General features: G+C 30.8%; 11 protein-coding genes. 10 read left to right on the forward strand and 1 reads right to left on the reverse strand.

The window, feature by feature from the left end:
* Positions 1–62: 62 nt before the first annotated feature.
* The 7 genes from ACK2WO_RS03115 to hpf all read left to right on the forward strand — a co-directional run bounded on the left by ACK2WO_RS03115 (position 63) and on the right by hpf (position 8267).
* Entirely contained in the window at positions 63–419 is a 357-nt protein-coding gene (locus tag ACK2WO_RS03115) for a SprT-like domain-containing protein (RefSeq protein WP_178411316.1), read from the forward strand.
* Between the two features lie 99 nt (positions 420–518).
* Positions 519–2738: an ATP-dependent RecD-like DNA helicase gene (locus tag ACK2WO_RS03120; protein WP_414698309.1), complete on the forward strand. Its 2220-nt coding sequence runs from the start codon at positions 519–521 to the stop codon at positions 2736–2738.
* A complete protein-coding gene (locus ACK2WO_RS03125) occupies positions 2739–3674 on the forward strand; it encodes a ComF family protein (RefSeq protein WP_414698310.1) in 936 nt (311 codons plus the stop codon). It abuts the gene before it with no gap.
* A 419-nt stretch (positions 3675–4093) separates the two neighbouring features.
* A complete protein-coding gene (locus ACK2WO_RS03130) occupies positions 4094–5380 on the forward strand; it encodes a hypothetical protein (protein WP_414698311.1) in 1287 nt (428 codons plus the stop codon).
* Positions 5381–5401: 21 nt separating this feature from the next.
* Complete coding sequence (locus tag ACK2WO_RS03135) at positions 5402–6199, forward strand: hypothetical protein (protein ID WP_414698312.1); 798 nt, start codon at positions 5402–5404, stop codon at positions 6197–6199.
* Positions 6200–6227: 28 nt separating this feature from the next.
* Positions 6228–7244: a ferredoxin gene (locus ACK2WO_RS03140; protein ID WP_414698313.1), complete on the forward strand. Its 1017-nt coding sequence runs from the start codon at positions 6228–6230 to the stop codon at positions 7242–7244.
* Positions 7245–7706: 462 nt separating this feature from the next.
* Positions 7707–8267 (forward strand): ribosome hibernation-promoting factor, HPF/YfiA family, encoded by a 561-nt coding sequence (hpf, locus tag ACK2WO_RS03145; RefSeq protein ID WP_414698314.1) that lies wholly within the window; start codon positions 7707–7709, stop codon positions 8265–8267.
* A 137-nt stretch (positions 8268–8404) separates the two neighbouring features.
* Here hpf and ACK2WO_RS03150 read toward each other — a convergent pair whose 3' ends face one another.
* Positions 8405–8845: a hypothetical protein gene (locus ACK2WO_RS03150; protein ID WP_414698315.1), complete on the reverse strand. Its 441-nt coding sequence runs from the start codon at positions 8843–8845 to the stop codon at positions 8405–8407.
* Between the two features lie 282 nt (positions 8846–9127).
* Here ACK2WO_RS03150 and secA point away from each other — a divergent pair, with 282 nt between their 5' ends.
* The 3 genes from secA to ACK2WO_RS03165 all read left to right on the forward strand — a co-directional run bounded on the left by secA (position 9128) and on the right by ACK2WO_RS03165 (position 15423).
* Positions 9128–11800 carry a preprotein translocase subunit SecA gene (secA, locus tag ACK2WO_RS03155; RefSeq protein ID WP_414698316.1) on the forward strand — a complete coding sequence of 891 codons (2673 nt, stop codon included), beginning with the start codon at positions 9128–9130 and terminating at the stop codon, positions 11798–11800.
* A 30-nt stretch (positions 11801–11830) separates the two neighbouring features.
* Positions 11831–12944, forward strand: a protein-coding gene (gene prfB / locus ACK2WO_RS03160) for a peptide chain release factor 2 (RefSeq protein ID WP_414698317.1) whose coding sequence is annotated in 2 segments (ribosomal slippage) — positions 11831–11905 and positions 11907–12944 — 1113 coding nt in all. Because the reading frame shifts where the segments join, the coding sequence is not laid out codon by codon here.
* A gap of 340 nt (positions 12945–13284) precedes the next feature.
* Entirely contained in the window at positions 13285–15423 is a 2139-nt protein-coding gene (locus tag ACK2WO_RS03165) for a Tex family protein (protein WP_414698318.1), read from the forward strand.
* Positions 15424–15550 lie beyond the last annotated feature (127 nt).

Consider the following 15550-nt stretch of genomic DNA (forward strand, 5'->3'; position numbering starts at 1 on the left):
TGCATTTTTTTTGTAAAATATATTATTATAAATATAGAAATATTTGAATAGAGGTGGATTTTGTGGGTAAATCTTGGACAGTAGAAGAGATAAGAAAAGAAATGAAAAAGATGGATAAAATTCTTGGGAAAAAAGGCTCAGAGCTTCCTATAAAAATAAATAAGAGAATGACTAGAAGTCTTGGAATGTATAAATTCAAAATAGAAGATAAAAAAATAATACCTATTTGTTTTGAATTTGCTCCAAAGACAGTATCTGGGGAATTTGACGAAAAGACAGTTATTGGAATAATTAGACATGAATACGCACATTATGCTGCTAATGATATTCATAAAGAAGCGTGTGGACATGATAGAAGGTTTAAAAGTATATGTGAATTAATAGGAGCTCCAGGAAATGCTGTTATGAAAAAGAGATAAATCTATGTATCTTAAAACGAACTTATGTTTGAAAAAAACTTGTACAATTAGTATAATTAATCTTATATGCAGTGAAAATATAACATAGGGGGTGAAAAAGTGGAGAGAATAGAGGGATTGATAACCGATATAGTATTTCAAAATGAGGACAATGGATACACAATTGCAAAACTTACGAATGAAGATGGAGAAATTTCTGTTGTAGGGTGTATGCCAACTCTTTCTGTAGGAGAAACTGTCGAAGTTGAAGGTAAATGGGGAAGACATAAAGTATATGGAAATCAGTTTGAAGTTAGTAATTTTGTACCAGTTACACCGACATCTATTGAAGGAATTAGGGTATACTTGGCATCTGGAATGATTAAAGGTATCGGTGAAAAAATGGCAAATAAAATAATAGATAAATTTGGTGTTGATACACTAGATGTAATCCAAAATGCTCCAGAAAGACTTCAAGAAATAGATGGAATAGGAAAAAAGAAAGTTGCTCAGATTGTAGAAAGCTATGAAGAGGATAGAGAGCTTAGAAAGATAATTCTTGAATTGGCTCCATTTGGAATAACCCCAAATCTGTGTTTAAAAATATATAAAAAATACAACAATAGGGCTATGAAGCTAATAAAATCCAATCCATATAGGCTTGCAGAGGATATTAGAGGAATAGGGTTTAAAATAGCAGATAACCTAGCTCAAAAGATAGGTATAGATAGAGATTCTAAGGATAGAATTTGTCAGGGGATAATCTATGTGTTGAAAAATGCACTTGGAGAAGGACATACATTTTTACCAGAAAATGTTGTAGAAAAAGAAGCAGTAAAACTTTTAGGAGTAGATGTAGAAAAAATAGATGACTGTCTATTGGATTTGGCATATGCTCAAAAGATTAAGCTAGATAAAGTTGGAGATTTTCTACTTGTATACCTTATGAACTATTATCTTGCTGAAAATGGAGTGTGCAAGAAACTTATAGAGCTTGCAACTTTTGATTTTAAAAAAGATAAAAAAATAGACATAAATATTGAAATAGAAACTGTAGAAAAAGAAGAAGGAATAAAACTAGCTAATAGACAGAGAGAGGCTGTTACAGAGGCTCTACAGAGTGGTGTGAGTGTTATCACAGGTGGGCCAGGTACAGGAAAAACAACCACTATAAATACTATAATAAAGATATTTAAGCGTCAAAAGAAGGAAGTAGTACTTGCAGCGCCAACAGGACGTGCAGCAAAGAGAATGAGTGAAACATCAAATGAAGAGGCTAAGACAATACACAGACTTCTTGAGATGGGATATTCTACAAACGATGACTTGGTATTCTTTAAAAATGAAGATGAGCCTATAAAAGCAGATGTAATAATAGTAGATGAGGCATCTATGATAGATATTTTACTGATGTTTAGTCTTGTAAATGCTATAAAACCTGGAACGAGATTTATAATTGTTGGAGATAGCGACCAGTTGCCTTCAGTAGGGGCTGGAAATGTGCTTAGGGACATAATAGATTCTCAAGTTATTAAAGTTGTAAGACTAGATGAGATATTTAGACAGGCTCAGGAAAGTATGATAATAGTTAATGCACATAAGATAAACAATGGAGAAGCTCCGTATTTAAATGTAAAAAATAAAGACTTTTTCTTCTTAAATGCAGCTACAAATGAGGAAATAATGAACACTATAATAGGGCTTGTAGAAACTAGATTACCTAAGTTCTATAATGTAGACCCATTGGATGACATACAGATATTAAGCCCTATGAGAAAAGGAGATATTGGTGTTACAAATATGAATATAATTCTGCAGAGGTACCTAAATCCGCCATCAGAAAAAAAGGTCGAAGTTACTCTAAACAAGAGGATATTTAGAATAGGCGATAAGGTAATGCAGATAAAAAACAATTATACAAAGAGTTGGAAAAATGAGGATGAAACAGAAAGTGGAGACGGTATATATAACGGAGATATTGGATATATTTATTATATAGACAAGAATAAAAAAATTATCTACGTTATGTTTGAAGGTTCAAGAATAGTTGAATACAATTTTGAAGAATTAGACGAACTCGACCACAGTTTCTGTACTACAATACACAAAAGTCAGGGTAGTGAATTCCCAGTGGTAGTAATACCAATAGCGTGGGCACCGCCTATGCTATTATCTAGAAATCTGCTATATACAGCTATAACTAGGGCAAAGAAATTAGTTGTACTTGTAGGAGATGTTAAATATTTAAAACAGATGATTCAAAATAATAGAGTGAATGCTAGATATTCAAACTTAGCCTTAAAGCTTAACCGGATAAAAAGAGAAGGAGTGCTAGAATAATTGAATTATCTATCATTGATTATGGATTTTTTCTTTCCACAAAATATAACCTGTTTAATATGTCAAAAGCCTATAGATCCAAACAACACATATTCTCTTTGTAAGGACTGCTTTGAAGAGATGACATTTATCAAAGAAGAGTGTCCTAAATGTGGAAAACCTGTAATAAATAGGATAAATTTTGAAAAGGACGATGATGAAGAGGACAAATTTACAGATGAGGATATTAAGGAAATAGAGGATAACTGTATAATTTTGACGGGAAATAGTGAGTCAAAAAATGCAGTGAATTTGAATATTTACGATGATGAGGAATATATTTTAGAGAAATTTGAAGAGTATAAAGAAGGATATGGAGTAAATAAAAATAAAGATTTAAGCTCTTCAAAAGTAGAGTACAGTAGATGTAAATTCTGTGAGAATAAGAATTTTTATTTTGATAGGGCAATATCTTGCATAGAGTATTGTGATAAGAGTAAGGTGTTAGTGCTTTCGTTGAAATACTACGGAAATACATATATGTCCAGATATATTGCCCAGGTAATGAGGGATAAGTTGGAATTTGAGCAGCTTTCTGCAGATTATGTAATACCAGCGCCTCTACATAAAAAGAGAATGAGGACTAGAGGATTTAATCAGGCTGAAAAGATTGCTAGTTATCTATCTGATTATACCAAAATACCTATAATAGACTGTATAAAGAGAAATAGAAATACAAAGAGACTTTATGCACTCAATAAATTTCAACGTGAAAAAGAATTAAAAAATGCATTTGAAGTTAAAGATGGTAGTGAAAAAATAAAATGCAAAAGAGTACTTCTAATAGATGATATATTCACAACAGGAACTACAGTAAATGAAATTTCTAAAAAGCTTAAAATATATGGTGTAGATGAGATAATAGTTTTGACATTCTTGACTAGAAATATAGATTAAGCGTGGGAAATATTTATTAGAATAAAGAAAAATATTGACGAGTTAAGATAAATATATTAAAATATGTAAAGATGTTCAGGTCTGTGGTTGAAAGTCCAAGCCAGTCGCAGGCAAAGGGATCCACGTAAGCTAGTCCTAAAAGCGGGGCAGTGATCATAGTGCGGCCTAGAAGTAAGACCTACCGATATTCAAAAATAAATTCCAATCGAGAGAGAGTAGTAGTGATGCGAACCAGAGCGAACCCTCCAGTAGGCGAGTGTGGGGGAAAAGACCAGGTCGGCTGAATATCTAAAAAAAGAGATGAAGCAAATGCTTCATCTCTTTTTTTGTTAATATATAAATGGTTGAATTAAAATAAAAATAGTGCTATTATAAAAGCGAGACGATTTAATATTTTATATAATTGGGGGAATTAAAAATTGGACGATAAAAAATATGGTGTTACTCAAGAATATAATAGAGCCAATTATGAAACAGCTAGAGAAAAGAAAATACAAAAGGAAGTAAAAGATGATTTCTTTGGTAATGAAAAAGTAAAAATTGATTCAAATAATAATATGTTACATAAAGATACAAATGCGGCTAGAAGAAAATATAAAAGTAGTACCTATGCACGTCATGTTGTAGAGCCGGATCATATAGACCCAATATCAAATGCACATTCTAGAAATAAAAATAAGAAGTATATTAATGACGATGATATAAGAGAAGTTGTTAATAGAAAAAGTAATATACAAATTATAACGAAGGAGATTAACACCGCAAAGGGACGGAAAACTAACTTAGAAGCTTTAAAGCAAGAAAAAGTTTATAGAAATCTTTCTACAACAGAAAAAATTAAATTTGCTGTAGATGGAGTTGTACAAGAAAAATCAACAGATGTACAATTGAGTTTTAGGAATGCAAAAGGTTGTGTGGAATATCATTCAGAAAAAATAAAAAATGATATTTCAAATGAGGAAATCATATCTAATAAAAAAGATGTAATTTTTATGTCGCTTATTACAACATCAATAAGCAATATTATGTTGGTTGCTAGTAATGAAAAAGAGATTGACGAAGCAATGAAGGATATTGGAAAAGATGTAGGAAATGATTTAATAAAAGCGATATCATTAGATGGAATACAATTACTTTTAAAGGAAATAGGTATTGGAGGAAATAAAGATTTACCAATATTTGAAGTTTTAACTGCAATAAACATGGGAAGTTATGTTATTGATTTTATAAATGATGAAATAACAGCTGAAGAATGCGTAAGAAAAATACTTGATAATGGCATAGGAATGCTAGCATATGGACTAGGATTATCACTAGGTGGACCTATAGGGGCAATGGTTGCATCAACAGTAACTTCATTTGTTCTTTCTGAAATTGATAGAATTGTTAATGAATATAGAGAGATTTCTAAACATAACAAAATGATTATATCAAGAATAAATTCTATATCTAATGAAGCTATAGTTGAAATAAAAAGACAAAGAGAAAATTTAGAAGAAATAATTTCTAATGAAAATATTAATTTTGATAATAGTGTAGATCAAGGTTTTAAAAATATATTTAAAGGAACTATAAATAATGATGTTTCATTAATAGCTAACGGATTGGATGATATATTGAAAATATTTAATAAAGAGTCTCTTTTTAAAAGTAGAGATGAATTTGATTACTTTTTTGATAATGAAAATAGTATATTACAATTTTAGATAGAAAGAAGGAAATAAGTTATGAGTATATTAGTAGGGGCAGGTTTACTAGCAATTGCAGCATCAGCTGAAAAATCATCTAGGATTGATCGGCAAACTAGAAAAAAACTATCTAAGGCATATGATAAAGAATTTAATGCTAAAAATATGATAGAAGAAAAACAAAAGCAAGTGGATAATGCCTTGTTAAGAGTTGCAAATAGAAAAAGAGGTATTTTATCCACGTCTATTAAAGAATTTTTAGAAATATACGATAAAATTATAAAAATAAATTTTATTGAAAGTGATGAGATAAAGAAACTTAATCAAAGTTCACTAGCTTTACAAAATATATCGGAGCTAAAATGTAGTGTATCAAATGCGGCATTACCTCTAAGTGATAAAGAGATAATTTTAAAATTTGCTTTAACTGGGGTGGGTGGATTAATGATAGCAGATTCAAAAAGAAACTTATCAATTGCTAATAGCCAAATGAAAATTTCAAGAGTTATAGAAGAACAAGCTCAAAGTATATCAGTCATATTAGATTATATAACAGATATAAGTGGTAAAATAGCAAGTTTATTATCTAAGTTAAATATTTTATTTAATAAATCTATAAAAGAAAGTAAAATATTAATAAATGAAAAGGGAATTAATAGAAAAAATTACAATAAGGAAGATAGAGATATACTAATGACTTGTATAAATATAGCAGATGCAATAAAAAAAATAATAGATGCACCTATAATAGATGAAAATGGAGAAATTAAAGAAGAAACTTTAAAAATTATTTCTATTGGAAATGAATATTTAGAAAAAATAAATAATTTAAAATAAAAAATAGAGTTTATTATGGAGGAAGATTATGAAAAAATTTGAAGTATCAACTAAATGTAATGCTTGTGGACTTTGTTTTACAGCAAGTGATTTTTTTGAAGAAGATGAAAGAGGAATGGCTTTAGCTAAATCAGAAAAATATATTGAGGATATTGCTAAAGCTGAAGAAATAGTAGGGATTTGTCCTACAAATGCAATTAGTATAGTATCTTCGGGAAGAGCAAAAAATGATGGAAAAGAAGGATTAAATGAATTATTAAGTGCTATGACAAAAGAGTTAAATTTTAAAGAGTACCATCCAACAACAAAAGAATTTAAATTTGAAACAAAAGAATACACAGTTTGTCATGCATATCCTAGAGGAGAATATAGTTATAGTTATAGTAGCTATAGCAGAGCTGAAAGAGCTGGTTTGGAAGAGTTTGATAAAATAGCATATTCACAATATTCTAAGTTTTTAATAGAGCTATTTGTACAATACAAAAGTGATAAACTAAGAAAATATTATACTAAAGATGAAAATGGATTTTATAAAAAATTTAATTTAAAGATTGAAAAAATATTAAATGAAATTGCTACAGAAGCTAAATATATATCAAATAATAGTATAAATTTAAAAGATAGCTTTACAGAATTTAATGTATTTCCAGAGACAGAGTATTTCCCATTTGAAGATGTAACTTATAAATTAGCTCACTTCGAAGAACAGAGTGATAAATCTGGTGTAATGACAGAATTTAGATCTAATAGTTATACTAAATTATCAGATTATGCAAGTTACATGGATGTTGATGATAGAGATGAATATATTGGAAGTGACTGGAGAGGAAACCCTAAAGAAAAAACAATGTATTGTTACTGTAATGTAATGAATGCGATAAAGGAATTTATATCAGACTTAAAAAGTTCAGTAAACTATGTTGATATTGATGAAAAAGCAGAATATATGGTTAATGATGTATTAGATATGTATTATTCAAATGTAAAAAAAGAAGTTTCTAAAAAGATAAATGAGTTTAGAGATGCAATATCTAAAATAAAATAATTAATATTGAAAGCTGTTGAAAAGTTTATTCAACAGCTTTTTGTGTAAACTATAGAATTAAGACTATTTGTAAAGTTTAATTAAAATCAAAATTAAATGAAAAAAGCTATGTTAAATATATAAAAAATAATTAACAATTTAATAACAATGCACACAGTTTTCTGTGGAAAAATAAAAAGCTACACTAAAGTAATATACACAAAAAATTACTTATCAACAAACTTATCCACACTATCAACAGAATAATATCCACATTATCCACGAATATGTGTGTAAAAATAACTATTAAAAAGGGCTTTTCTCTACAAAATTGTCAGAAAAAAATAAAAATTTATACAAAAAAAGAAGGAAATATAAAACATATGTAGAATATATATAACAAGAAATAAATATCAAGCGAGTACTTTAAAAGCACTAAAAAAGTATAGAAATATTAGCTTGATACCGAAAGGAGAGGTAGTTATGAAACTTACTATATCTGGAAAACAAATGGAATTAACTCAGGGAATCAAGGACAATGTAGAAAGCAAATTAAGTAGATTAGATAAATACATAAGTCCTGATACAGATGTAAAAGTTACTGTAAGCGCTAAGAAAGGAAGACATAAAATAGAAGTAACTATAACTCCTAAAAATGGTCATGTTATAAGAGCAGAGGAATCTCAGGAAAACTTATATCCTGCAATAGATCTTGTAGTTGATAAATTAAAAATACAGCTTAAAAAATATAAAGACAAAATGCAGAAGAGATATCAGGACAATAAGAGTATAAGATTCGATAGTCCAGAAATAAATGATGCTATACTAGAAGAAGAATTAGAAGACTTTGAAGAAGTACCATTTGAAATCAAGAGACGTAAAAAAATAAATGTTAAACCTATGAGTGAAGAAGAAGCAGTTCTTCAGATGGAATTAGTTGGACATGATTTCTATATATTCAAAAATGATGAAACTGATGCAATAACTCTAGTTTACAAACGTAAAAATGGTGGATATGGTATAATAGAACAGGAAGAATACTAAAATATCATGTAAGAAATTGATTATATTAAAAGAAAAAAATAATAAAATTTTAATATAAAATAAAAATATAGTTAATAAGAACCTATAGATAGAGATAACTTTCATAAGTATCTATTCTAATAGGTTCTTTTTTATATTTACAATTCTTTTTCTATCATACAGATTCCTTCATGAACAGTAGTATAGAATATACAATTATTATCTTTAAAGAAAGAAATATCTAGCTGAATATCTTCATTAAAAGAAGTATAGTATTCTATTTCATTTTCAACCTTTACATTAAAAAAGTTAGAGTACTTTTTCATTATGTCAAATGTTTGAGAACATATTTTAAAAGTATATATTCGATAGTTTTTCTTTTGTCCTCTGCTTACCTTTGTTCCAGACCATGTACTTGTATTTTCTGAATTAGTAGAATAGGGCAAAAGTTTTTGTATTATTAATGGCATAGAGTTATTATTTAAGTTAAAAAAATTTTTGTTTAAAGGGACTACTATTTTAAAAGAATCGCATTTATCAAATAATTTTTTCAACAATATTAAATATTGTTTTTTATCTTTTATTATTATATTTTTCATATACCGTACCTCGTGTAAATAAAATTCATTTTTAATATTAGATTTAATTATATCATGATAAATTAAAAATTAAATATTATGTTAAATCTATGTTTGCTAAAAGTAAAGTTATTCCAATACAATATGACAAGTCGATAGAAAAAAACTATACTATAATTATATACTTAATCTATTTTTCAAATTTTCATACATACACCTTTTTTTTATGGTAAAATGAAAGATAGCATAAAATTAGAATATGTAAAAATATAACATAAATTAGTTCAAAGGAGAGATTGAATTATGGGTTTTTTAGATAGCCTGTTTAATATGGCTGATAGAAAAGATTTAAAGAAATTCGAAAAAACAGCAGACCTTATAGAATCATTAGAGCCAAAATATGAGGCAATGAATGATGAAGAATTAAGGGGAATGACTGATAAATTTAAAGAAAGATTAGCTAATGGCGAAACAGTAGACGATATACTACCAGAAGTATTTGCAGTTGTTAGAGAAGCTTCAAAAAGAACATTAGGTCTTAGACACTACAAAGTTCAGTTAATAGGTGGTATGGTACTTCACGAAGGTAGAATAGCTGAGATGAAAACTGGGGAAGGTAAAACTCTTGTTGCTACTTGTCCAGTATATCTTAATGCCCTTGAAGGAAAAGGGGTACACGTTGTAACTGTCAACGACTACCTAGCAAAACGTGACCGCGATCAGATGGCAAAAGTATACGAATTCTTAGGAATGACAGTAGGTGTTATAGTACATGGTCAGAGTCCAAAAGTTAGAAAAAGACAGTATGACTGCGATATAACTTACGGAACAAACAACGAATTTGGTTTCGACTACTTAAAAGACAACATGGTAATTCACGAAGAACAGATGGTTCAGAGAGAATTAAACTATGCTATAGTCGATGAGGTCGACTCTATATTAGTCGATGAAGCCAGAACTCCACTTATAATATCTGGACCTGGGGATAAATCAACTCATCTATACACAGATGCAAATACATTTGTAAATACTTTAAAACCAGACGATTATGAACAGGAAGAAAAAGATAAAGCTGTTTCACTTACTGAATCAGGTGTTAAAAAAGCAGAAATGTACTTCAATGTTGATAATATAACTGATGTAGCTCATACAGAATTATATCATCATATAAACCAGGCTTTAAAAGCTCACGTTATAATGAAGAGAGATGTTGACTATGTTGAAAAAGACGGTGAAATCGTAATAGTTGACGAATTCACTGGACGTTTAATGTTTGGTAGAAGATACTCAGATGGACTTCATCAAGCTATAGAAGCTAAAGAAGGATTAAAAGTTCAGAGAGAATCTAAAACTTTAGCGACAATAACATTCCAGAACTACTTCAGAATGTACAACAAACTATCAGGAATGACTGGTACAGCTAAAACAGAAGAAGAAGAGTTCAAAGCAATATACAAAATGGACGTATTCCAGGTACCAACAAATAAACCAATGGTAAGAGAAGATTTACCAGATACAGTTTACAAAAGTACAAGAGGTAAATTCAATGCTGTTGCGGATGATATAGCAGAAAGACATGCTAAAAATCAGCCAGTTCTAGTAGGTACAGTTTCAATAGAAAAATCTGAAATACTTTCAGATATATTAAGAAAAAGAGGAATCAAACACGAGGTTCTAAATGCAAAATACCATGAAAAAGAAGCAGAAATAATAGCTCAGGCTGGTAGATTAGGTGCTGTTACAATAGCAACTAATATGGCTGGTAGGGGTACAGATATACTTCTAGGTGGTAACCCTTCATTCATGGCTATAAGAGAAATGAAGAAAATGAACTTCACTGAAGAAACTATAAACAGAGTAAATGCAGCTAATGAAGTAGCTGGTGTTGAAGAAAATGAAGAATTAGATGCAGCTAGAAAAACATACCAGAAACTATACAAACAGTTCAAAGAACAGACAGATGCTGAACAGAAAGAAGTTCTTGCAGCTGGAGGACTTTGCATAATAGGTACAGAAAGACACGAATCAAGACGTATAGACAACCAGTTAAGAGGTCGTGCCGGTAGACAGGGTGACCCAGGTTCTTCAAGATTCTATATAGCACTTGACGACGATTTAATGAGACTATTCGGTTCTGAAAGAATTCAGGGATTAGTAGATAAAATAGGATTAGAAGAAGATATGCCAATAGAACATAAAATGCTTACTAAATCTATAGAATCTGCTCAGAAAAAAGTCGAAGGTAAAAACTTCGGTATAAGAAAACATGTCCTAGAATACGATGATGTTATGAATAAACAGAGAGAAATCATATACAAAGAAAGAAGAAGAGTTCTTGCTGGAGAAAACTTACAGGAACAGATTCAGGATATGATTCACTCAATAATAGAAGATGCAGTTTCAGAATACGACTTAGAAACTGGATTCAATTCAGAAGAATTCAAAAAATATATTTACAATAAATTTATGCCTGTTGGAAGTCTTGAAGATATAGACTTTACAGGATTAAACTCTATAGAATTAGCTGAAAAAGTTAATGAAAGAGCAATACAGTTATACACTATAAAAGAAGAAAATATAGGTTCAGATAGAATGAGAGAAGTTGAAAGAATAGTACTTCTTCAGTCTGTTGATAACCATTGGATAGACCATATAGATGCAATGGATCAGTTACGCCAGGGTATAGGACTAAGAGCTTTAGGACAGCAAGACCCAGTCATAGCATACAAAATGGAAGGTTTCGACATGTTTGATGATATGAACAAACTTATAAGAGAAGATACAGTTAAGTTCTTATTCAATATAACTGTTGAAGTTCCAGCTGAAAGAAAAGCTGTAGTAGACGTAGATAAATTAGAATCTCCTGATACAGAAGGAACAGGTAAAAAACCAGTTGTAGCTGATAAAAAAGTAGGAAGAAATGATCCTTGTCCTTGTGGAAGCGGTAAAAAATATAAAAACTGCTGTGGAAGATAATTAGAGGACTGGACAATTTAGGAGGAAACAATGCTAAATGTGCAGGAATACAGACATGAATTAGATGCGATGTCTGAAAATATACAAGAATTGAGTGTTTCTCTTTGACATAGAAAGACTCAAAGAAAAGATAATAGAAAACGAGCAAGATATGGAAAGACAGGATTTTTGGGAAGATAATGAAAATGCACATAAGGTTCTTCAGGAAAACAAAAAACTTTGTGAGACTGTAGAAAAATTTGAGCAACTTCAAAAAAATCTTGAAGATATAGAAGTATTAATCGAGCTTGGACTTGAAGAAGACGATTCAGAAGATATAGAAAAGGAAGTTTCTGATTCTATAAATAAGTTAAAAGATGTAATTGATGAAATGACAATTCAGACGCTTTTAAGCGGTGAATACGACAAGAATAATGCAATAGTCTCTATAAATGCCGGTACTGGCGGACTTGATGCTCAGGATTGGGCTCAGATGCTTCTTAGAATGTACATAAGATGGGCAGAAGGTAGAGATTATAAGGTTAAACTTTTAGATTTAATCTCAGATCCAGAAGCTGGTATAAAAACAGCTGTGATGCTTATTCAGGGAGACAACGCCTATGGATATTTAAAGGGAGAAAAAGGAGTGCATAGAATTGTAAGAATTTCTCCATTTGACCCCTCTGGAAAGAGACATACATCTTTTGCATCTGTTGATGTAATACCAGAACTAGATGAAAATATAGAGGTAGAGATAAATCAGAGTGATTTAAAAATAGATACATATAGAGCATCTGGTGCAGGTGGTCAGCATGTAAATACTACGGACTCTGCTGTTAGAATAACTCATCTTCCAACAGGAATTACAGTTCAGTGTCAGAATGAAAGGTCTCAGCACCTTAATAGAGAAGTTGCTATGAGAATGCTTATGGCTAAACTTATTGATATTAAGGAAATGGAACAGAAGGAAAAGATTGAGGATTTACAGGGCAAATATACTCAGATAACTTGGGGTAGCCAGATAAGATCTTATGTATTCCAGCCGTATAAAATGGTAAAAGACCATAGAACAAATACGGAAACAGGAAATGTTGATGCTGTGATGAATGGAAATATTGATATATTTATTAATTCGTATTTAACTCGGAAAAAATTAAGTAAGTAAATTGGAAAGAAGGGAGTAGCTTGCCTACACTGGCGCCTCTACAGGCGACGGGCGTGTAGTGCAATTCTACTCCCTTCTTTTGGTTTACAAGTTCTAAATTTTTTACCGAGTTAAAAAACGAATTAAGTAAATGTATCTGAGGTAGACGATACTGCGCCTCTACAGGCTACGGGCGTGTAGTGCAAGCTACTCCCTTCTTTTGATTTACAAGTTCTAAATTTTTTACCGAGTTAAAAAACGAATTAAGTAAATGTATCTTAAGAGTGAGATGTTGGAGAAGTTTGTTTTTTGAAGTATAATATTATTTAGATTAAATGATTTTAAGATTGGAGTGATTTTCTTGGATATTAAGGAAATTTTGAAGGAAGAGTTCAGCCTAAAGGATTTTCAGGTTGTTAATACGATAGAGCTTATTGATGAGGGGAATACTATTCCGTTTATTGCGAGATATAGAAAGGAAAAGACTGGGGAGATGAGTGATACTGTTCTTAGACAGTTCCACGAAAAACTAGTTTACCTTAGAAATTTAGAGGCAAGAAAGGAAGATGTTATTAGGCTTATTGATGAGCAAGGAAAATTGACTAAGGAAATTTCTAAGGCTGTTGAGAAGGCGAATACTCTTCAGGAAGTTGAGGATGTGTACGCACCATTCAAGAAGAAAAAGAGAACTAGAGCATCTATTGCTAAGGAAAAGGGATTAGAAAAACCTGCACTTGAGATAATGTATGGTAAAACTGATGATGTAGATGGACTAGCTAGTAAATATATAGACGAAGAAAAAGATTTAAAATCTGTAGAAGATGTTTTAAAAGGTGTTAATGATATAATTGCCGAGATTGTTTCAGATGATGCAGAAGTTAGAAAATATTTAAGAGAAAATGCTAGAAATAGAGGTAGAGTTGTATCTAGGGGAAACTCTGATGAAAAGACTGTTTACGAAATGTATTACGACTATTCAGAGCCAGTGAAATACATAGCGCCACATAGGATATTAGCTGTAAATAGGGGAGAAAATGAAAAAATCTTAAAGGTTAAAATAGAAATAGATGACGAATATGTAAAAGGTTGGATAGAAAGAAGATATACTAAAAAATTATCTGGAAAATGTAGGGAAATAGTTGTTGAAGCTATAGAAGATGCGTATAAGAGACTTATTTTCCCTGCGATTGAAAGAGAGATAAGAAACGAGCTTACAGAAAAAGGTCAGGAAAGAGCTATAAGTGTGTTTGGTAAGAACTTAAATAGCCTACTTCTTCAGCCACCTATACATGGGAAAAATGTTATGGGATTTGACCCTGGAATTAGAACTGGATGTAAGATTGCGGTAGTTGATAGAAATGGTAAGTTCTTAGATTCTGCTGTTGTGTTTGTTACAGGAAGTCAGGCTAAAAAATCTGAGGCAGAAAAGGAATTAATTGGATTAATTAAAAAACACGATATAGATATAATAGCTATTGGAAATGGTACAGCTTCTAGGGAATCTGAAGCATTTGTTGCAAATATGATAAAGGAAAATAAATTAGATGTTAAATACGTTATTGTAAGTGAAGCAGGGGCATCTGTGTATTCAGCTTCAGAATTAGCAGCTAAAGAACATCCAGACATAAACGTATCTATCAGGGGTGCGATTTCTATAGCTAGAAGAATTCAGGATCCTCTTGCTGAGCTTATAAAAATAGATCCAAAGAGCATAGGTGTAGGTCAGTATCAGCACGATGTTAATGGAAAAAGACTTGAGGAAGTATTAGACGGTGTTGTAGAGGATGCGGTAAACAGTGTAGGTGCAGACTTAAATACAGCATCTGCATCGCTTTTAGAACATGTTGCAGGAATTAGTTCAGCTGTAGCTAAAAACATCGTAGCATACAGAGAAGAAAATGGAGAATTCAAATCTAGAAGTGAAATTAAAAAAGTAAGCAAACTTGGACCAAAAGCATTTACACAGTGTGCGGGATTCTTAAGAATTCCAGAGGCTAAAAATCCTCTTGATAATACAGGAGTTCATCCAGAAAGTTATGCTACTTGTGAAAAAATGCTAACTGTGCTTGGATATTCTAAAGACGATATAAAAAATGGAAATTTAAAAGATATAGATGAAAAAGTTAAGGCTAAGGGATTAACTAAATTAGCTGAAGAGCTTGAATCAGGAGTGCCTACAATCAAAGATATAATTGCAGAGATTAAAAGACCAGGTAGAGACCCTAGAGAAGATGGTATGAAGCCAATTCTTAGAACTGATGTGCTTAGCATGGACGATTTAAGAGATGGAATGGTGCTTAAAGGTACTGTTAGAAATGTTGTCGATTTTGGTGCGTTTGTCGATATTGGTGTTAAAACTGATGGACTTGTGCATAAGAAAGAGATGGGTGTAAAGGTAAATGATCCGATGGAAGTTGTATCTGTTGGGGATATAATAGATGTTAAGGTTATAAATGTTGACAAGGAAAAAAATAGAATAGCATTAAGTATGAATGTATAATTTTTTAGAAAAATATATAAAAAGAAAGTGATAAATGGCAGCTGGGATTTTTCTCAGCTGTTTTTATTTTTTTAATACTCTTTTCTTTTATTTATTGAATTATTTGGAAAGAATGAAAATAGAGATA

Origin of the sequence: Peptacetobacter sp. AB845, assembly GCF_047528295.1 — a bacterium.
Lineage (GTDB): Bacteria > Bacillota > Clostridia > Peptostreptococcales > Peptostreptococcaceae > Peptacetobacter.

Bases quoted from the DNA above. Each gene is read 5' to 3' on its own strand.
- ACK2WO_RS03135 (WP_414698312.1), top strand. From the start codon at position 5,402: ATGAGTATATTAGTAGGGGCAGGTTTACTAGCAATTGCAGCATCAGCT.
- ACK2WO_RS03140 (WP_414698313.1), top strand. From the start codon at position 6,228: ATGAAAAAATTTGAAGTATCAACTAAATGTAATGCTTGTGGACTTTGT.
- hpf (WP_414698314.1), top strand. From the start codon at position 7,707: ATGAAACTTACTATATCTGGAAAACAAATGGAATTAACTCAGGGAATC.
- ACK2WO_RS03150 (WP_414698315.1), bottom strand. From the start codon at position 8,845: ATGAAAAATATAATAATAAAAGATAAAAAACAATATTTAATATTGTTG.
- secA (WP_414698316.1), top strand. From the start codon at position 9,128: ATGGGTTTTTTAGATAGCCTGTTTAATATGGCTGATAGAAAAGATTTA.